This window comes from Streptomyces sp. NPDC006997, assembly GCF_040635175.1.
GTDB lineage: Bacteria > Actinomycetota > Actinomycetes > Streptomycetales > Streptomycetaceae > Streptomyces.
The window spans coordinates 1-19795 of the sequence record NZ_JBEYHH010000044.1 but is presented as its reverse complement, the minus strand read 5'-3'; the positions used below and the strand labels follow the sequence as shown (position 1 = coordinate 19795).

Sequence of the window (19795 nt, the reverse complement as noted above, 5' to 3'; positions counted from 1 at the left end):
TGACTGTTGAGGGGCCCGCGTCCCGTGACAGCGTCTTCGTCGTCACCCACTGGACGGAGGGAGCGGGCGTGGACAAGGGCTATGCCGTGTACTGCGACGCGGACCCGTACTTCTACGACGCGCCGCACCGCACGGCACCCGCTCCCGGCGCCGGGCGCGCCCGGTACGCCGCGGCCTCGCTGCCCGTCCCCGAGGGCTGGCAGCGGCACGAGAGCGGCGACTGGCTCGCGCTGCGCCCGGTGGACGCCGAACTCCCCGCCCAGGGCTGGAAGATCCACGTCTCGGCCTGCCTCGACAACGCCGAGTCCGTGCTGGAGCGGGTGCGGCGGTACTGCCTGGACAGCGGCACGGCGTTCAAGTTCGTGCCCAGCCGCTACCTGCTGCACCAGCGCAACGCCAAGTACGCGGACCGGGCGGGCAGCGGCAAGTTCCTCACCGTCTACCCGGCGGACGAGGCACGGTTCGAACGCGTCGTCGGCGACCTCGCGGAGCTGCTGGCCGGTGAGCCCGGCCCGCGGATCCTCAGCGACCTGCGCATCGGCGACGGCCCCGTGCACGTCCGCTACGGCGGCTTCACCCGCCGCGAGTGCTACGACGACTCCGGCGAGCTGCGGCCCGCCGTGGCCGCCCCCGACGGCACCCTCGTGCCCGACCTGCGCGGCCCCGTCTTCCGCACGCCGGAGTGGGTGGACCCGCCCGCCTTCCTGCGCCCGCACCTCGAAGCCCGCGCCGCGGCGACCCTGGCCGACCTGCCGTACACCGTCGAGTCGGCGCTGCACTTCTCCAACGGCGGGGGCGTCTACCTCGGCCGCGACACCCGCACCGGCGAGCGCGTGGTGCTCAAGGAGGCCCGCCCGCACGCCGGTCTGGCCGCCGACGGGGCCGACGCGGTGACCCGCCTGGAGCGGGAACGCCGGGCGCTGGAGCGGCTGTCGGGTCTGGACTGCACGCCCGAGGTGCTCGACCACTTCCGCGTCGGCGACCACCACTTCCTGGTCCTGGAGCACCTCGACGGCAAGCCCCTCAACACCTTCTTCGCCCGCCGCCACCCGCTCATCGAGGCGGACCCGGGGAAGGAGCGGCTGGCCGAGTACACCGAGTGGGCGCTCGACATCCACGCGCGGGTGGAGCGCGCCGTCGCCCAGGTGCACGCGCGCGGGATCGTCTTCAACGACCTGCACCTGTTCAACATCATGGTCCGCGAGGACGACAGCGTCGCCCTGCTGGACTTCGAGGCCGCCCACGCGATCGGTGAACCGGGCCGCCAGACCGTCGCGAACCCCGGGTTCGTGGCGCCGCCCGGCCGTCGCGGGCCCGCCGTCGACCGCTACGCGCTCGCCTGTCTGCGGATCGCCCTGTTCCTGCCACTGACCAGCCTGCTCGCCGTGGACCGGCGCAAGGCGGCGCACCTCGCCGACGTGGTGGCACGGCAGTTCCCGGTGGACCGGGCGCTGCTGGACGCGGCGGTGAAGGAGATCACCGACGGGACGGCGGGCGGCGCGGCGGCGACCGCACCCCCGGTGGTGCCGGTCGAGCCGGGGGACTGGCCGCGCAGCCGGGCGTCGATGGCGGCGGCCGTGCACGCCGCGGCGGACCTGGACCGTACGGACCGGCTCTTCCCCGGCGACATCGCGCAGTTCGCCACGGCGGGCGGCGGGCTGGCGTTCGGCCACGGCGCCGCGGGTGTGCTGTACGCGCTGGCCGCGAGCGGGGCCGGGTACGAGGAGGACGAACTGGGCTGGCTGCTGGAGCGCACGGAGCGGCTGCCGTCCGGCGTCCCGCTCGGGTTCCACGACGGGCTCGCCGGGATCGCCTGGACGCTGGAGTACCTCGGCCAGCGCGACCGGGCCCTGGACCTCGTGGGACTCCTGCTCGACCAGCCCTTCGACACCCTCGCCGCCGATCTGCACGGCGGCACCGCGGGCCTCGGCCTCGCCCTGGACGCGCTGGGCGCCGCCACCGGGGACGCCGCGCTCGCCTCGGCCGCCCTGCGCTGCGCCGAGCTGACCGCCCGCGCCACGTCGGGGAAGGCCCCGGCCCGGCCGCCCCGCGCGGGGCTGCTGTACGGCGCGGCCGGACGCGCGCTGCTGTTCCTGCGGCTGTACGAACGCACCGGCGACACCGGTCTGCTGGACCTCGCGGGCGACGCGCTGCGCCAGGACCTCGCCCGCTGCGTACGCGGCGCGGGCGGCGCGCTCCAGGTCGACGAGGGCTGGCGCACGATGCCCTACCTGGGCGCGGGCAGCGTCGGCATCGGCATGGTGCTCGACGACTACCTCACGCACCGCGCCGACGACGACCTCGCGCGGGCGCGCGACGAGATCGTGGCCGCCGCGCAGGCGATGTTCTACGCGCAGCCGGGCCTGTACCGGGGCGTGGCCGGGATGGTGCTGTTCCTCGCCCGCACCCGGGCCACCGGACCGGGCACGGAACCCGCCGACGTCCGCCGCCAGCTCGCCGCGCTCTCCTGGCACGCCATGTCCTACCAGGGCCATCTCGCCTTCCCCGGCGAGCAGATGATGCGTCTGTCGATGGACCTGTCCACCGGTACGGCCGGATGCCTGCTGGCTGTCGCCTCCGTGTACGGCGACCCGCCCGCCGCCCTGCCGTTCCTCCCGCCGCTGTCCGAAGACGGCGGCCCCACGAGCCGCGGTCCCCTCGGGGACCGTGAGGAGAAAGAACCCGTAGGTCAACGAAGGGAAATGTCATGAACCTGCTCGAACTGCAGTCGATGGAGACCCCGAAGGAAGAGGCCATGGGCGACGTCGAGTCCGGCAGCCGGGCGAGCCTGCTCCTCTGCGGCGACAGCAGCCTGTCCATCACGACCTGCAACTGACGTCCAGCGGCCCACCCGCACCCGGCCGTACCACTCGGCCCACGGCGTCCCGGGCTCCGGCCCGGGGCGCCGTCCCGTGTGCGCCCGCGAGGGAAGGAAGGGACGACGCCCAAGGTGACCACCCGCGACCCGGGACCGGGACGCGCCCCCGAACTGCTGGTGCTGCTCTGCGCCACGGCGGCGGCCCTCACCACCGTGGCCCAGCCGTTCGTCCTCGGCCGCACCCTGGACCTGCTGCTCCGCGACGGCGCCGCCGGACCCTGGCTCGTCCTCAGCGCCGCCCTGCTCCTCGGCGAACTGCTCCTCGACAGCCTCACCGCGCTGTGCACCGGCCACTGCACCGCCGCCTGGACCGCCACCGTGCGCTCGCGCGCGTACGCCGGTCTGCTGGCCGCCGTACCGGAGCGGGCCCGGCCCCACCCGCCCGGTGACGTCGCCACCCGGCTCACCCTCAACGCCGGCGACGCGGGCGGCGCCCCGGCGGCCCGGGCCACGCTGGCGGCCTCGCTCGTCACCCCGGTGGGCGCGCTCGGCGCGCTCGCCCTCGTCGACCCGTGGGTGGCCGGGAGCGTGCTCGCCGGGCTGCCCGCGCTGGCGCTGGTGCTGCGCGCCTTCGCCCGGGACACCGGCGCCTCGGTGGCCGCGTACCAGCGGGTGCAGGCGCGGATCGCCGCCCGGCTCCTGGAGGCCCTCGACGGCTCCGCCACCATCGCCGCCGCGGGGACCGCCCCGCGCGAACGCGCGCGCGTGCTCGCGCCGCTGCCCGAACTCGCCGCCCTCGGCGCCCGGATGTGGACCCTGCACGGGCGGGCGCTGGCCCGCGGCGGCGTCCTGGTGCCGCTGCTGACCACCGCCGCCACCGCCGTCGGCGGACTGCGCCTCGCCGCGGGCGCCCTCAGCGTCGGCGGGCTGCTCGCCGCCTGCCGCTACGCCCAGCTCGCCGCCGGGATCGGCGGCGCGGCCACCCCGCTCGGCGCCGTCGTCCGCGGTCGCCGGGCCCGCGACCGCACCCGCGCGCTGGAGGACCTGCCCGCCCTGCCGTACGGCACCCGCGACCTGCCCCCCGACGGCCCCGGCGACCTCGAACTGCGCGGCGTGCGGGTACGGCGCGACGGACGGACCGTCCTGCGCGCCGACGTCCTACGGGTCCCCGGCGGCAGCACCGTCGCCGTGGTCGGCCGCAGCGGCGCGGGCAAGTCCGTCCTCGCCGCCGTCGCGGGGCGGCTCGTCGACCCCGACGACGGGCAGGTGCTGCTCGACGGCGTGCCCCTCGCCGAGCTGACGCGCGAGGCGCTGCGCCGCGAGGTCGGCTACGCCTTCGAACGCCCCGTGCTCGGCGAGGGCACGGTCGCCGGGGTCGTCGCCGCCGGGCCCCGGACGCTCACCGCCGGGCAGGTCCGGGACGCCGTACGCGCCGCGGGCGCCGACACCTTCGTACGCCGACTGCCGTACGGCTACGACACCCCGCTGCCGTCCGCCCCGCTGTCCGGGGGCGAGTACCAGCGCCTCGGGCTCGCGCGCGCGTTCGCGCACGCCGGACGGCTGCTGGTGCTGGACGACGCGACCTCCAGCCTGGACACCGCCACCGAACACGCCGTCGACACCGCGCTGCGCCGCGCGGTACGGCCCGGGACCCGCCTCGTCGTGGCGCACCGCCCCTCCGCCGCCGCCCGCGCGGACCTCGTCGTCTGGCTGGCGGACGGCCGGGTGCGGGCCGTCGCGCCGCACCACGAGCTGTGGCGGCGGGCGGCGTACCGGGCGGTGTTCGCGGACGAGGAGGCCGCGCCCCACGCGGACGGCCCGCAGGCGGAGGCACGGACATGAGCCAGCGCCGCGCCCCGCGGCCGGACGCCGCCGCCGGGGACGGGGCGCTGCGCCGGATCGCGCCCCCCGCCCGCCGCTTCCTCGCCCGCCGCAAGGCGGTGCTGGCGCGGCTCGCCGTCTGGTCGCTGGCGGAGGCGGCCCAGGCGTTCGTGGTCGGGTACGGCGTCGCGCGCGCCGTCGACGAGGGGTTCCTCGCCGGGGACACCCGCGGGGGGCTGCTCTGGCTCGGCCTCGCGGCGGTGGGCGTGCTGCTCGGCGCGCCGGTGGCGCGGGGCGTGTTCGCCGGGCTCGCGGGGCTGACGGAACCGTTGCGGGACGGCCTCGTACGGCGGGCCGTCGACCGCTCGCTGGCCCGCGCGCTGACCGGCCCCGGCGGCACCGACCGGGCGGCGGTGTCCCGGCTGACGAACCAGGTGGAGATCGCCCGCGACAGCTTCGCCGGGCTGGTGCTCACGCTGCGGTCGTTCGTCTTCACCGCGGCCGGGGCGCTGCTGGGGCTGCTGTCGCTGCACCCGGCGCTGCTGGTCGTCGTCCTGCCGCCGCTGGTGGCCGGTCTGGCGCTGTTCCTCGCCACCCTGCGGCCGATGGCGGCGGCCCAGCGGCGTGCCCTGGCCGCCGACGAGGCGCTCGGCGACCACGCCGCCCGCACCCGCGCGGCCCTGCGGGACCTCACCGCCTGCGGCACCGGGCCCCGGGCGGCCCGGGAGGGCGGGGAGCGGGTCGCCGTGGCCGCCGCGACCGCCCGCGCCCTGGCGCGCTGGACGGCCGTACGGACGACGGCGCTCGGCGTCTCCGGGCAACTTCCGGTCCTCGTCCTGCTGTTGTGCGTGCCCTGGCTCCGCGCCCGTGGGGTGACGACGGGGGCGCTGCTCGGCGCGTTCACCTACCTCGCCCAGTCGCTGCTGCCCGCGCTGCACACGCTGATGACGGCGCTCGGCACGGCGGGGGCACGGCTGCTGGTGGTCCTGGACCGGATCGCGGCCGAGCCGCCCGAGGAGGCGACGGCAGCCGCGCCGGTCACGCCGGTACCGCGTCGCGCCCGCCCCGTCGGTTCCGCCGCCGTGGAGCTGCGGGGCGTGACGTTCGCGTACGGGGCCCGCGCGGAACCCGTCCTCGACGCGCTGGACCTGAGCGTCGAGCCAGGGGAGCGGCTCGCCGTGGTCGGGCCGAGCGGCATCGGCAAGTCGACGCTGACCCGGCTGGTCGCGGGCACACTGGCGCCGAGCGCCGGTGAGGTGCGGGTGGCGGGGCGGCCGGTCGCCGGGCTGTCCGGCGCCGAACGGGCCGGGGCGCGGGTACTGGTGCCGCAGGAGGCGTACGTCTTCACCGGCACCGTGCGGGAGAACCTCACCTACCTCCGCCCGGACGCGCCGCCGCCCGCCGTGGCCGCCGCCGTCCACGCCCTCGGCCTGGAGCCGCTCGTGGAGCGGCTGGGCGGCCTTGACGCGACGGTGCGCCCGGACGGCCTCTCACCGGGTGAGCGGCAGCTCGTCGCGCTGGCCCGCGCGTACCTGTCGCCCGCGCCGCTGCTCCTCCTCGACGAGGCCACCTGCCACCTCGACCCCGCGACGGAGGCCCGCGCGGAGGCCGCCCTCGCCCGCCGTCCGGGCACGCTGCTCCTGGTGGCCCACCGGCTGTCCACCGCCGCCCGCGCCGACCGCGTCCTGGTCCTGGACGGCGTACGAGCCGACTGCGGCCCCCACCACGAACTCCTCACCCGCTCCCCGCTCTACCGCGACCTGACGGGCCACTGGAACGAGGGGACGGCGGCGGGGCGGTGACCCCGGGGCGCCGCCGGGGGAGGACCTCCGCTGTCTCCGGCCCGCCCGGCGTCCGCCCCGTCCTCCCCCTCAGGTCCAGCCCGCGTCCTGGACGATGCGGATCGCGTCGACCCGGTTGCGGGCGCCCACCTTGCGGATCGCGGTGGCCAGGTAGTTGCGGACGGTACCGCGGGAGAGGTGGAGGCGGGCCGCTATCTCGGCGACCGGGGCGCCCCGCGCGGCCAGGGACAGGACGCCCAGCTCACGGGTCGTCAGCGGCATCTCAGCGCCCTCCAACAGGGCCACGGTCAGCGGCTCGTCGAGGTACCGCTCGCCCTTGGCGACCCGGTACACCGCCGTGATCAGCCGCTCCGCGGAGGCGTCCTTGTCGACGAGGCCGAGCGCGCCGCCGTCGAACGCCCGGCGCAGCACCCCGGGCCGTTCCGGCGTGGTCAACACGACCAGCCGGTCACCCCACCGGGCCCGGAACGGCGCGCCGGGCGCCGCCTCCGAGCCCTCCAGACAGTCGCCGTCGACCACACACACATCCGTCGACGAGGTGTCGTGATCGGGTACGTCCGCGCGGGGAGACAGCGACATGACCTCCAGACCCTCGTCGGATCCGAGCAGTTGCACGAGCGCGGACCGCAGTAACCCCTCGTCGTGCACCACGAGAACACGAACCATGCTCACCCCACCATGTCCGGCGGCCGTCACCCGGAGACAGCCGCTCACGCTCCCCGCGCCACCGGCCATGTGCCCTCATCCGCCCATCCGGAACACCGGGCTCACGCACACCGGGGGCCCACCGCAGCCAATCCGCCGTTCTGACCGCCCCGGACGGGCGGCGCACCGGCGGCGGGTCAGTGGGAAAACGGCGAAGACACCCACTCCGGCCGAAAGTTGCGGAACCTCACCCCGCAACCGGACGGACGGGGTCCCACCCGCCGTCGGCGGGGAGATCCTGGCCAGCGCCTCCGGCGGGCCGTCGGGGTGGCGAGGGCACATGAGGCTTGGGGGAGTGGTTCACGGGGCGTACTCAGCGGTTTCCGGCCGGAGACCGCTGCTCGGCAATCTGGCGTGAATGCACCCACCCTGCTGGACTTTTCACCCCCGCGGCCCCCGCGCGGCCCTCGGCACGGGCCCACCCGTGGGGGTGCGGCGTGCTCCCGCGCACCCCCGCCCCCGCTACGGGTCGGCCGCCACGGCCGCTACGCAGACACCAGCAGGCGGTGTCCGCGCCGGGCGTGGGCGAGGGCCTCCGGGGTGAGCACGGGGCGTGGGACGAGAATCCCGCAGTCCGCGCAGACGGGGCCCGAGGACGGTTCGTGGTCCAGGTCGTACTTCCACACCAGACGGGCCCCGCCGCACACCGGGCAGGACCAGCCGGGCTCGCGCTCCAGCGCGGCGATGATCCGGCGCAGCACCTCGGCCAGCGGCTCACGGGGGTGCAGCCGCGGGTCGTCGCACCAGGCGACACCGAAGCCGCCCCACGTCATCCGGTGCCAGTCGTCCACGCTGCCCGGACGGCGCAGCCCGTCGTGCTTCTCCTTCCTGCGACGCTCGGCGAACTCGACCTCGTAGGCCAGCCACACCGCGCGCGCCTCCTCCAACTCCTCCAGCGCGGCCACGAGCCGCACCGGGTCGGGAGAGCGGTCCTCGGGGCCGAATCCGGCCCGCGAGCAGAGATGGTCCCAGGTCGCCCTGTGGCCGTAAGGGGCGAACCGCTCAAGGCACTTGCGCAGCGAGTAGCGCCGTAGCGCCAGATCACACCGTGGGTCGCGTACCTGTCTTGCCAGACTCCGGAAACCGGCCATCGCCCTGCACCTCCGTCACACCTGCACCTGCACTTCGGTTACTCCGGCTACTTCGGCTACTTCGGCGTCGTCGTACGGACGTCGCCGAATAGACGTATCGACAACCGATTCGGCTCCCCTCCGATCCCTCCGATGTCCGACGGCCGCCGTGAGCGGCGACCGTCACCGCCGGAACGTGACGCATGTTCATCTTCCAACGCGGGGATAACCGCGGGTAACATCCGGCCCCACCCACGTCCGTCAGGAGGTGCCATGCCTCGGCGCACCCCACGCAACGCGCTCGACAGACTGAGAACTCCCCGCGCATTCCACGGGTTCCTGAAGACGGCATCCGTATGCGTCCTCATGACCGGTCTCTTGTCGCCACTCTCCCGAGCGGCGGCGGCCGAACCCGCGGCCCCGCAGGTCACGGCCGTCGCCGACCACTGCGGCAACCAGTGCTCCGACATCCTGCCGCCCGGCCAGAACGGCAACGCCACCCTCGCCCAGATCCTGCTCCACCAGGTCTTCGGCAGCCGGCCCGCGCACGCGGCGGACCAGCTCGGCCCCTACGCCAACCTGGCCACCGGCTATCCCAACCTGACCGGTGCCACGATCAACTCCTTCTTCAACAACGCCTCGTTCGGCGTCCCCGCCGACCAGGTCGGCTCCACCGTCCGCCCCGCCGGACGCACGGACGTGACCATCGTCCGGGACAAGAAGACCGGCATACCGCACATCACGGGCACCACCCGGTACGGCACCGAGTTCGGCGCCGGGTACGCCGCCGCGCAGGACCGGCTCTGGCTGATGGACGTCTTCCGCCACGTCGGCCGCGGCCAGCTCACCGGCTTCGCCGGGGGCGCCCCCGCCAACCAGGGCCTGGAGCAGGAGTTCTGGCGCAACGCCCCGTACACGGAGGCGGACCTCCAGGCGCAGATCGAGGGCGCCGCCGCCCGCAACGGCGAGCGCGGACAGCAGGCCCTCGCCGACGTCAAGGCGTACGTCGACGGCGTCAACGCCTACATAGACGCCTCCGACTCCGGCCGCTACTTCCCCGGCGAGTACGTCCTCACCGGCCACAAGGACTCCATCACCAACGCCGGGACCATCGAGCACTTCAAGACCAGCGACCTGGTCGCGCTGGCCTCCGTCATCGGCGCCCTGTTCGGCTCCGGGGGCGGCGGCGAGGTCAACAACGCGCTCTCCCTGCTCGCCGCCCAGAACCGGTACGGCGTCGAGGAGGGCACCCGGGTGTGGGAGTCCTTCCGGATGCGCAACGACCCGGAGGCCGTCCTCACCGTCCACGACGGCAGCTTCCCCTACGGCGCCAAGCCCGCCGACCCGCAGGGCGCCGCCCTGCCCGACCCGGGCTCGCTCCAGCGCGAACCGCTGGTGTACGACCGTACCGGCGCCGCCGCTTCGGCCACCGCCGCCAGTACCTCCGCCTCGGCCGCCGCGCAGGCCGTCAGCTCCGCCCGGCGCGGCATGTCCAACGCCCTCGTCGTCAGCGGGAAGCACACCGCCAGCGGGCACCCCGTCGCCGTGTTCGGGCCGCAGACCGGCTACTTCGCGCCGCAGCTGCTGATGCTCCAGGAGATCCAGGGCCCCGGCATCAGCGCCCGCGGCGCCTCCTTCGCGGGTCTGAGCTTCTACGTGGAACTCGGCCGCGGCCAGGACTACGCGTGGAGCGCGACGACGTCGGGCCAGGACATCATCGACACCTACGCCGTCGAACTGTGCCAGGACGACTACCACTACCTCTACCGCGGCGCCTGCACGCCGATGGAGAAGGTCGAGCGGAAGAACGCCTGGAAGCCCACCGTCGCCGACTCCACGGCCGCCGGTTCGTACACCATGCGGGTCTGGCGGACCAAGTACGGCCCCGTCGAGTACCGCGCCACCGTCGGCGGCAAGAAGGTCGCCTACACCTCCCTGCGCTCGTCGTTCCTGCACGAGGCCGACTCGATCATCGGCTTCCAGATGCTGAACGACCCCGACTACGTCAAGGGCCCCGCCGACTTCCAGCGGGCCACCCAGCACATCAACTACACCTTCAACTGGTTCTACGCCGACGCCGAGCACACCGCGTACTACAACAGCGGCGACAACCCGGTGCGCGCGGCCGGGGTCGACGGCGAGTTCCCGGTGTGGGCGCGGCCCGCCCACGAGTGGCGGGACTGGACCCCGGAGACCAACACCGCCTCCTACACCCCGCCGTCCGCCCACCCCAGCAGCACCGACCAGGACTACTACATCTCCTGGAACAACGCGCAGGCGAAGGAGTACGCGGTCGCGCCCTGGGGCGACGGCTCCGTGCACCGCGGCAACCTCCTCGACGACCGGGTGAAGCGGCTGGTCGCCCAGGGCGGCGTGACCCGCCCCGCGCTGGTGAAGGCGATGGCGGAGGCCGGGCTCACCGACCTGCGCGCCGAGGACGTGCTGCCGAAGCTGCTGCGGGTGCTCGACAGCGCCCCGGTGACCGACCCGGCCGTCGCGGACGCCGTGCAGAAGCTCACCGCGTGGGTCTCCTCCGGCGCCAAGCGCACCGAGACGGCCGCCGGGTCGAAGAAGTACGCCCACGCGGACGCCATCCGCGTCCTGGACGCCTGGTGGCCGCTGCTGGTGAAGGCCGAGTTCGAACCCGGCCTCGGCAGCGACCTGTTCGGCGCCGTCACCGCCAACCTGCCCGTCGACGAGTCCCCGTCCGCCGCGCACGGCCCGACCGGCGCGCACGCCGGAAGCTCCTTCCAGTACGGCTGGTGGAGCTATGTCGACAAGGACATCCGGGCCGTCCTCGGCGAGCAGGTGAGCGGCCCGCTCGCGCGGACGTACTGCGGCGGCGGCACCCTCGGCGGCTGCCGGGACGTCCTCACCAGCACCCTGAAACAGGCGGCGGGCCGTACCGCCGCCCAGGTCTACCCGGGCGACGAGCACTGCTCGGCCGGTGACCAGTGGTGCGCCGACGCGATCATCCACCGGGCGCTCGGCGGCATCACCCAGGCCCCGATCAGCTGGCAGAACCGGCCGACCTACCAGCAGGTCGTGGAGTTCACCTCACACCGCTGAGACCCACGGTGACCTGAGGTGAACCTGGCGGCGGGCCGTCATCCGACGCGGCCCGCCGCCAGCACCAGCCGGGCCAGGTCCCGGTGCACGATGTCACTGTGCGCGCCCGCGGGCGGCCCGCCCCGCCGCACCACGGCCGCCGCGTCCACGTTCACGCAGCCCGACGCGGGCAGCCGCCGGTCCAGCGCCTCGGCGAGCGACCACGCGCGCGTGCCCGGCACCGCCCTGATCCCCTCGTAGCCGAGCGCGCCCCACCGGTCGCCGAGCACCCGCCCGAGGTCGAACGGGGCGAGGCCGCGGTCGTCGCCCGCCGTGCGGGACGCCAGCGGGTAGAACGTGCCGAGCGCCGAGTCGTGCCGGGAGTGGCAGCACACCACCGGACCGTCGACCCGCCGCTGACGGCCCGCGAGCGCGCCCTTCGCACGCGTGTCGTGCGGCAGCCGGTCCGCGAACGCGTAGTGCGAGAAGGCGCCCTGGAGCAGCGTCACCGACTTCACCGTGGCCACCCCGGGGGGCAGCCCGCGCAGCGCGAACGACACCAGCCGCGCCCCGAAGCTGTGTCCGACGAGGTGCACGCGCACGTGCGGCGCCGCTTGCGCCAGGTGACCGAGCAGCCGTCCGAGGCCGCGCTCGCCGACGGTGCCCGCCCGCCGCTTCATCGCGTGGTACGTCAGCTGCCGGAGCAGTTCCTGGGCGCCGTCCCAGGGGTTGGGCAGGGAGAAGGCGGGGCCCGGCCCGAGCCGCCCTTCGAGGTGCGCGAGCGCCGCGGCGAACTCCTCGCACACCTCGGCGGCCGGGGCGGTGAACAGGCCGGGCGGGGACGGCTCCGCCGCCGTCTCGGCGTCCCCCGCGTTCCCGGCGCCTTCGGTGTCCTCGGTGTTTTCGGCGTCCTCGGCGTCCTCAGCGTCTTCGGTGTCGAGGGCGGACACCGCGCCCGTGCCCGGGTCCGCCAGCAGCCGTGCCAGCCCCGCGAACTCCGTCAGCGCCGCCTCGTCGCCGGGCCGCTGGTCCAGCAGCTCCGCCAGCCGGTCCACCACCGTGGCCCGCCCGGGGAACGTCTCAAGCAGCGCCCTGCGGGTCGCCTTGTCGAGCGTCGGGCGCCCCGGCTCCCCGGCGGCGACGGACCGCGGGAAGTCGGGGATCGGCTCGTCCGGGAACCGCATCGACGGCCACACCACCCCGGCGTACCCGAGCCGGGCCGTCGGCGCGAGGGACGGCATCGGCGCGAAGAAGCCGCTGTAGAGCCGGGTGGCCGTCGAGCGGTCGTTGTTCCAGCCGTGCGCGAAGACCACCAGGTCCCGCACCCCGCGCGCGGTGACCCCGGACAGCAGCCGGTCCCTGCGGCGGCCGTCCGGGTCCCCGTCCGCGTCGAAGGTCAGCTCCCAGTACGGCGTCACGCTCATCGCCGGTTCCGCCATGACGGCACCTCCTCGTACCACAGGCCGGGTGCGGTGCATCGTCCTGCGGGAGGAGGGCGTTGGCCATACGCGCGGGCGCGGTCAGTGCGGGATCAGCGGTAGAGGAGGTACTTCACGCGCGTGCGCCGGAACGCCGCCAGCTCCTCCTGCCAGCCCGCCACCACCTCGTCGGTGTCCGCGCCCGCGTCGATCATCGTGCGCACCAGCGTGGAGCCGGTGAGCTTGTCGATCCAGTTGTCCGACCGCCAGGCGAAGCCGCCCCACGCCCGCTTGGCGGTGACCAGCAGACCGATCCCGGTGCGCACCGGGTCGAACGCGGCGCGGTCGTGCACGTGGAGCTGCACCCCGCCGACCGTCCTGCCCTGGAACTTGGAGAACGTCGGCGCGAAGTACGCCTCCCTGAAACGCACCCCCGGAAGGCCCAGTTCGTTGGCGGCGGCGGCCCAGCGGCCGTCGACGCCCTCCGCGCCCAGCAGCTCGAACGGCCTGGTCGTGCCGCGGCCCTCGGAGAGGTTGGTCCCCTCGAACAGACAGGTGCCGGAGTAGACCAGGGCGGTGTCCGGCGTGGGCATGTTGGGGCTCGGCGGCACCCAGGGCAGCCCCGAGGCGTCGTAGAGGTCCGAGCGGCGCCAGCCGGTCATCCGGACCGTCTCCAGCGGTACGGGGGTCTCCAGGAACTCCCCGTTGAACAGCAGCGCCAGCTCGGCCACCGTCATGCCGTGCGCCTGCGCGACCGGCTTGCGGCCGACGAAGGTGGCGAACTCCGGGTGCAGCACCGGGCCCTCGGCGGACCGGCCGCCGATCGGGTTCGGCCGGTCCAGGACGACGAAGCGCTTGCCCGCGAGGGCGGCGGCCTCCATGCAGTCGTACAGGGTCCAGATGTACGTGTAGAAGCGGGCGCCGACGTCCTGGATGTCGAACACGACGGTGTCCACGCCGGACGCGGTGAAGACGTCGGCGAGGGCCTGGCCGTTCTTCAGGTACGTGTCGTAGACCGGCAGGCCGGTCGCGGGGTCGTCGTAGCGGCCCTCGGAGCCGCCTGCCTGGGCGGTGCCGCGGAAGCCGTGCTCCGGGCCGAAGACGGCCCTGAGATCCACGTGCTCGTTGTCGTGCATGACGTCGACGATGTGGCGGACGTCTCGGGTGACGCCGGTGGGGTTGGTGACGATGCCGATGCGTTCGCCGCTGAGCTGGGCGTAGTCCTGGGCGGCGAGGTTCTCGAAGCCGGTCCGCCGGGGGCGGTGGCTGTCGGGCGCGGCGGCTGCGGTGGGGGCGGACAGGGACGCGGTCGCTGTGGCTGCTGCGAGCAGCGTTCGTCTGGACAGGCGCATGGGGGGACACGGTAGGCGCTTCCGCAGGCTGGGGGGAGGGTGCGGGGTGTGGGGGTTGCTCGCGCCCACGCGGCCGACCCGCACGTGTCACAGCCCCGCGCCCCTCTTTCCGGCGATGCCCAACCCTTCCTCTGGAACATACCGACTGGTTAGTCTGGCCGTCTCCGGGTCGGGATCGGATGCGTTGGAGGAGAACGAATGGTGGAAGCCGTGCAGGGCGCCGGGGTCGTCGTCACCGGGGCGGGAGGCGGGATCGGGGCCGCGCTCGCGCGGCGGTTCGCCGCCGCCGGGGCCCGGGTGGTCGTCAACGACCTGGACGCGGGGAAGGCCAAGGCGGTCGCCGACGAGATCGGGGGGACCGCCGTGCCGGGGGACGCCTCCGGCATCGTCGACGCGGCCCGCGACGCGCTCGGCGGGGTCGTCGACGTGTACTGCGCCAACGCCGGGGTCGCCGCCGGGGGGAGTGAGGCCGCCGAGGAGGCGGTGTGGGCGCTCGCCTGGGACGTGAACGTGATGGCGCACGTCAGGGCCGCGCAGGCGCTGCTGCCGGAGTGGCTGGAGCGGGGCTCCGGACGGTTCGTGTCCACCGTGTCCGCCGCCGGACTGCTCACCATGATCGGCGCCGCGCCCTACAGCGTCACCAAGCACGGCGCCCACGCCTTCGCCGAGTGGCTGTCGCTGACCTACCGGCACCGCGGGATCAAGGTGCACGCGATCTGCCCGCAGGGCGTGCGCACCGACATGCTCGCCGGGACCGGCAGCGCGGGCGACCTCGTGCTGACGCCCACGGCGATCGAGCCGGAGGCGGTCGCGGACGCGCTGTTCGCGGGCATCGAGGAGGACCGCTTCCTGATCCTGCCGCACCCCGAGGTCGCCGGGTACTACCGGCACCGGGCCGCCGACCCCGAGCGCTGGCTGACCACCATGAACCACATCCAGCAGAAGTGGGAGGCCACCCGGTGACCGTCCCGGCGGACGGGCTGCGGTACGCCGACCGGCCCTGGCTGGCCCTGCTCAGCGACGCCCAGCGCGCCCCCGTCCACCCCGACGACTCCCTGGTGCACGCCCTGCGCCGGGTCGTCTGGGAGGCGCCCGAGCGGACCGCCCTCGCCTACTTCGACGGGCGGCTCGACTACCGCGCGGTGGACGACCTGAGCGACTCCGTCGCCGGGTACCTCGCCGGGCGTGGGGTGGCACGCGGGGACCGGGTCGCCGTACTGCTGCAGAACTCGCCGCAGTTCGTGCTCGCCGTGCTCGGCGCCTGGAAGGCGGGCGCGATCGTCGTGCCGGTCAACCCGATGTACAAGGCGGGCGAGGTCGCGCACGTCCTGCGGGACGGCGAGGTGGCCGCGCTGGTCTGCTCCGACCGGGCCTGGGAGTCGTATCTGCGCGACACGGCCGCCGACTCCCCGGTGCGGACCGTCCTCACCGCCTGCGAGCTGGACTTCCAGAGCACCGACGACCCGCGCGTGCTGGGCTTCGAGCGGCTGCCGCGGGCGTCCGACGCCGACGACCTCACCGAGGTCGCTCGGGCCGGGCACCCGGCGCCGGCCGGGCGCGACCTGGAGCCCGGCGACATCGCGCTGATCAGCTACACCTCCGGTACCAGCGGCGCCCCCAAGGGCGCCACCAACACGCACGGCAACATCATGCACAACGCCGAGCGGCAGCGGGCCGGGCTCGACCTGCCCGCGCCGCCCGTGTACTTCGCGATGGCGCCGCTGTTCCACATCACCGGCCTGGTCTGCCAGCTCGGCGCCTGCCTGAACAGCGCGGGCACGCTGGTGCTGGCGTACCGGTTCGAGGCGGGCGTCGTCCTCGACGCGTTCGCCGCGCACCGGCCGCACTACACCGTCGGCCCCTCCACCGCCTTCATGGCGCTGGCCGCGCACCCCGGCGTCACCCGCGACCACTTCGCCTCCTTCGAGGTCATCTCCTCCGGCGGCGCCCCGCTGCCGCCCGCCCTGGTGGAGAAGTTCCGCGCCGGGTTCGGGCCGTACATCCGCAACGGGTACGGCCTGACCGAGTGCACCGCCCCCTGCGCCGCCGTACCGCCGCAGCGCGAGGCGCCCGTCGACCCGGTGTCGGGGACGCTCGCGGTGGGCGTGCCGGGGCCGGACACCGTCGTCCGGATCGTCGACGAGCGGGGCGCCGACGTGCCCTTCGGGGAGCAGGGCGAGATCGTGGTGCGCGGGCCGCAGGTCGTGCCCGGCTACTGGCGGCGCCCCGACGCCACCGCCGAGACCTTCCCCGAGGGGGAGCTGCGCACCGGCGACATCGGCTTCATGGACGCGCGGGGCTGGCTCTACGTCGTCGACCGCAAGAAGGACATGATCAACGCCTCCGGCTTCAAGGTGTGGCCGCGCGAGGTCGAGGACGTGCTCTACACCCACCCGGCGGTGCGTGAGGCGGCCGTCGTCGGGGTGCCCGACGGCTACCGCGGCGAGACCGTGAAGGCCTACGTCAGCCTCCGCCCGGGGGCCACCGCCGACCCCGGCGAGCTGGCCGCGTACTGCGAGGAGAGGCTGGCCGCCTACAAGTACCCGCGGCAGGTGGAGATCCTGCCCGACTTGCCGAAGACGGCCAGTGGGAAGATCCTCCGTCGGGAGCTGCGTTCGCGTTCCCGCGAAAGCGAGTAGGACCTCATGGAAAGGCAGGTGGCGGCAGTGCCCAGGACAACCGGAGAGGGAGCCCCGGTCCCGCAGCGGCTCCTGGCCGCCGCCACCCGGCTCTTCGCCGAGCAGGGCTACGACCGCACCTCGGTGCAGGAGATCGTCGAGGCGGCGGGCGTCACCAAGGGCGCGCTCTACCACTACTTCGGGTCCAAGGACGACCTGCTGCACGAGGTGTACGCGCGCGTGCTGCGCCTCCAGCAGGAGCGCCTGGACGCCTACGCCGACGCCGACGAGCCGATCGACAAGCGGGTGCGGGACGCCGCCGCCGACGTCGTGGTCACCACCATCGACAACCTCGACGACGCGTCGATCTTCTTCCGCTCCATGCACCACCTCAGCCCGGAGAAGAACAAGCAGGTCCGCGCCGAGCGGCGGCGCTACCACGAGAGGTTCCGGGCGCTGATCGAGGAGGGCCAGGAGGCGGGCGTCTTCAGCAAGGAGACCCCGGCCGACCTGGTGGTGGACTACCACTTCGGGTCCGTGCACCACCTGTCGACCTGGTACCGGCCCAACGGCCCGCTCACCCCGAAGCAGGTCGCCGACCACCTGGCCGACCTGCTGCTGCGGGCGCTGCGGCCGTAGCGCCGACGGATCTGTGCAAGGGGCGGTCGTCCTGGGCGACCGCCCCTTACCGCGTCACACGTACTTCTTCAGCTCCCGGCGCGCCAGCGACCGCTGGTGCACCTCGTCGGGGCCGTCCGCCAGCATCAGGGTGCGCGCGCCCGCGTACAGCTCGGCCAGCGGGAAGTCCTGGCTGACGCCGCCCGCGCCGTGCAGCTGGATCGCGCGGTCGAGGATCCCGACGACCGTGCGCGGGGTGGCGATCTTGATGGCCTGGATCTCGGTGTGGGCGCCGCGGTTGCCGACCGTGTCCATCATCCACGCCGTCTTCAGCACCAGCAGCCGCAGCTGCTCCACGGCCACCCGGGCGTCCGCGATCCAGTTCTGCACCACGCCCTGCTGGGCCAGCGCCTTGCCGAACGCGGTCCGTGACACCGCCCGTCGGCACATCAGCTCGATCGCCCGCTCGGCCATGCCGATGAGCCTCATGCAGTGGTGGATGCGGCCGGGGCCGAGCCGGGCCTGCGCGATGGCGAAGCCGCCGCCCTCCTCCCCGATGAGGTTCGACACCGGCACGCGCGCCTCGTCGAAGAACACCTCGGCGTGGCCGCCGTGGTAGTGGTCCTCGTAGCCGAACACCTGCATGGCCCGCTCCACCCGGACGCCCGGGGTGTCGCGCGGGACCAGCACCATGGACTGCTGACGGCGGATGTCGGGCCCGTCGGGCTCCGTCTTGCCCATCACGATGAAGATCTCGCAGCGCGGGTCCATCGCGCCGGAGATGTACCACTTGCGGCCGGTGATGACGTAGTCGTCGCCGTCCCGCCGGATGTGCGTGGTGATGTTGGTGGCGTCGGAGGAGGCGACCTCGGGCTCGGTCATCGCGAACGCCGAGCGGATCTCACCGGCGAGCAGCGGCTCCAGCCAGCGCTTCTTCTGCTCGTCGTCGCCGAACTGGGCGAGCACCTCCATGTTCCCGGTGTCCGGCGCCGCGCAGTTGGTCGCGGTCGGCGCCAGCTGCGGGGACCGGCCGGTGATCTCGGCGAGCGGCGCGTACTGGAGGTTGGTCAGCCCGGCGCCGTACTCGGTGTCCGGCAGGAAGAGGTTCCACAGGCCCTGGCGGCGGGCCTCGGCCTTGAGGTCCTCCACGATCCGCGGGGTCTCCCACGGCGACGCCAGCCGGGCGCGCTGCTCGTGTGCGACCGGCTCGGCCGGGTAGACGTACTCGTCCATGAAGGCGAGCAGCTTGGTGCGCAGCTCCTCGGTGCGCGCGTCGAACGCGAAGTCCATGGCGGTCAGCCTTCCTGGGTGCGGGTCAGAGTCGTCAGGCCGTGCTCGATGAAGACCGGGACCAGCTCACCGATGCGGTCGAAGCCGCGGCCGACGGTCTGGCCCAGGGTGTAGCGGTAGTGGATGCCCTCCAGGATCACGGCGAGCTTGAACCAGGCGAACGCCGTGTACCAGGAGACGGCGGAGACGTCGCGCCCCGAGCGCGCGGCGTACCGCTCGACCAGCTCGGCGGGGCTGGGGTGGCCGGGCGCCTCGGCGGTGGTGGAGACGGGGGAGCGGGGCAGCCCGAGCAGCGTGCTGTACATCACCAGCAGGCCCAGGTCGGTCAGCGGGTCGCCGAGGGTGGACATCTCCCAGTCGAGGATCGCCGTGATGCGGTCCTCGCCGTCGATGAGCACGTTGTCGAGGCGGTAGTCGCCGTGCACGACGGTCGGCGCGGGGGAGTCGGGCAGCTCGCGGCCGAGGGTGGCGTGCAGTTCGTCGATGCCGGGCAGGTCGCGGTTGCGGGAGGCGTCGAGCTGCTTGCCCCAGCGGCGCAGCTGGCGGTCCAGGAAGCCCTCCGGACGGCCGAAGTCCGCGAGGCCCACCGCGGCGGGGTCCACGGCGTGCAGGTCGACCAGGGTGTCCACCAGCGACAGCGCCACCGCGCGGGTGCGCTCCGGGCCCAGCGGGGCGAGCTGGTCGGCGGTGCGGTAGGGGGTGCCCGCGACGAACTCCATGACGTAGAACGGCGCTCCGAGCACCTCCTCGTCCTCGCAGAGCAGCACCGGGCGGGGCACCGGTACGTCGGTGGGGTGCAGGGCGCTGATCACGCGGTGCTCGCGCTTCATGTCGTGCGCGGTGGCCAGCACATGGCCGAGCGGCGGGCGCCGCACGACCCAGCGGCCGGTGCCGTCGGTGACGTCGTAGGTGAGGTTCGACCGCCCGCCCTCGATCAGCCGTCCGGTCAGGGGGCCGCGCACCAGGCCGGGCCGCTCACGGTCGAGCAGGCCGCGCAGCCGGTCGGGGTCGAGGCCAGGCGGGTGGTCGGGGCTCATCGTCGCTCCTGGGGACGCGTTGACAGGACCAGACCATGATGCCGACCGGTCGGTATGGCGTCCAGGGGTGGGGCCCGACGTGATCGGGGCCACGGTGGGGCGACGGCCTCCCGCGCGGGAGGGCCCTCGGCCGGGCCCGTGTCCTCGGTCTCACCGACGGGCTTGCGCACGACGACCGGCGGAATCGGCCGCGATCCG

General features: G+C 74.4%; 14 protein-coding genes. 8 read left to right on the top strand and 6 right to left on the bottom strand.

Annotated elements, in window-relative coordinates:
- Positions 1 to 68 precede the first annotated feature (68 nt).
- From lanKC to ABZ659_RS31170, 4 genes are all read left to right on the top strand, one after another.
- Positions 69 to 2711 (top strand): class III lanthionine synthetase LanKC, encoded by a 2643-nt coding sequence (gene lanKC / locus ABZ659_RS31185; RefSeq protein ID WP_360226746.1) that lies wholly within the window; start codon positions 69 to 71, stop codon positions 2709 to 2711.
- Entirely contained in the window at positions 2708 to 2836 is a 129-nt protein-coding gene (locus ABZ659_RS31180) for a SapB/AmfS family lanthipeptide (protein ID WP_360226640.1), read from the top strand. The genes lanKC and ABZ659_RS31180 overlap by 4 nt, the downstream gene beginning before the upstream one ends.
- Before the next feature lie 114 nt (positions 2837 to 2950).
- On the top strand, positions 2951 to 4660 hold the full coding sequence (locus ABZ659_RS31175) for an ABC transporter ATP-binding protein (protein ID WP_360226637.1): 1710 nt from the start codon (positions 2951 to 2953) through the stop codon (positions 4658 to 4660).
- Positions 4657 to 6441 carry an ATP-binding cassette domain-containing protein gene (locus ABZ659_RS31170; RefSeq protein ID WP_360226634.1) on the top strand — a complete coding sequence of 595 codons (1785 nt, stop codon included), beginning with the start codon at positions 4657 to 4659 and terminating at the stop codon, positions 6439 to 6441. The genes ABZ659_RS31175 and ABZ659_RS31170 overlap by 4 nt, the downstream gene beginning before the upstream one ends.
- Positions 6442 to 6510: 69 nt before the next feature.
- Here the strand turns inward: ABZ659_RS31170 and ABZ659_RS31165 are convergent, their stop codons facing one another.
- Complete coding sequence (locus ABZ659_RS31165) at positions 6511 to 7107, bottom strand: response regulator transcription factor (RefSeq protein WP_360226631.1); 597 nt, start codon at positions 7105 to 7107, stop codon at positions 6511 to 6513.
- Positions 7108 to 7631: 524 nt separating this feature from the next.
- Positions 7632 to 8237 carry a hypothetical protein gene (locus ABZ659_RS31160; RefSeq protein ID WP_360226628.1) on the bottom strand — a complete coding sequence of 202 codons (606 nt, stop codon included), beginning with the start codon at positions 8235 to 8237 and terminating at the stop codon, positions 7632 to 7634.
- 252 nt (positions 8238 to 8489) lie between these two features.
- Here ABZ659_RS31160 and ABZ659_RS31155 point away from each other — a divergent pair, with 252 nt between their 5' ends.
- On the top strand, positions 8490 to 11285 hold the full coding sequence (locus tag ABZ659_RS31155) for a penicillin acylase family protein (RefSeq protein WP_360226625.1): 2796 nt from the start codon (positions 8490 to 8492) through the stop codon (positions 11283 to 11285).
- 38 nt (positions 11286 to 11323) lie between these two features.
- On the opposite strand, the gene ABZ659_RS31150 is transcribed toward ABZ659_RS31155, so the two are convergent.
- Together ABZ659_RS31150 and ABZ659_RS31145 are read right to left on the bottom strand one after the other, a co-directional pair.
- Positions 11324 to 12703 carry a serine-threonine protein kinase gene (locus ABZ659_RS31150; protein ID WP_360226622.1) on the bottom strand — a complete coding sequence of 460 codons (1380 nt, stop codon included), beginning with the start codon at positions 12701 to 12703 and terminating at the stop codon, positions 11324 to 11326.
- 92 nt (positions 12704 to 12795) lie between these two features.
- Entirely contained in the window at positions 12796 to 14034 is a 1239-nt protein-coding gene (locus tag ABZ659_RS31145; RefSeq protein WP_360226619.1) for a DUF1343 domain-containing protein, read from the bottom strand.
- Between the two features lie 198 nt (positions 14035 to 14232).
- Here ABZ659_RS31145 and ABZ659_RS31140 point away from each other — a divergent pair, with 198 nt between their 5' ends.
- Genes ABZ659_RS31140 through ABZ659_RS31130 form a run of 3 tightly spaced genes read left to right on the top strand, consistent with a single transcriptional unit; the run spans position 14233 to position 17291 of the window.
- A complete protein-coding gene (locus ABZ659_RS31140; protein ID WP_360226616.1) occupies positions 14233 to 14997 on the top strand; it encodes an SDR family oxidoreductase in 765 nt (254 codons plus the stop codon).
- Positions 14994 to 16673: an AMP-binding protein gene (locus ABZ659_RS31135; RefSeq protein WP_360226613.1), complete on the top strand. Its 1680-nt coding sequence runs from the start codon at positions 14994 to 14996 to the stop codon at positions 16671 to 16673. Before ABZ659_RS31140 ends, ABZ659_RS31135 begins: the two co-directional genes overlap by 4 nt.
- Before the next feature lie 27 nt (positions 16674 to 16700).
- On the top strand, positions 16701 to 17291 hold the full coding sequence (locus ABZ659_RS31130; RefSeq protein WP_360226610.1) for a TetR/AcrR family transcriptional regulator: 591 nt from the start codon (positions 16701 to 16703) through the stop codon (positions 17289 to 17291).
- A 54-nt stretch (positions 17292 to 17345) separates the two neighbouring features.
- Here the strand turns inward: ABZ659_RS31130 and ABZ659_RS31125 are convergent, their stop codons facing one another.
- Entirely contained in the window at positions 17346 to 18560 is a 1215-nt protein-coding gene (locus ABZ659_RS31125; protein ID WP_360226607.1) for an acyl-CoA dehydrogenase family protein, read from the bottom strand.
- 5 nt (positions 18561 to 18565) lie between these two features.
- Positions 18566 to 19597, bottom strand: coding sequence for a phosphotransferase family protein (locus ABZ659_RS31120; RefSeq protein WP_360226604.1), 1032 nt, complete (start codon positions 19595 to 19597; stop codon positions 18566 to 18568).
- Positions 19598 to 19795 lie beyond the last annotated feature (198 nt).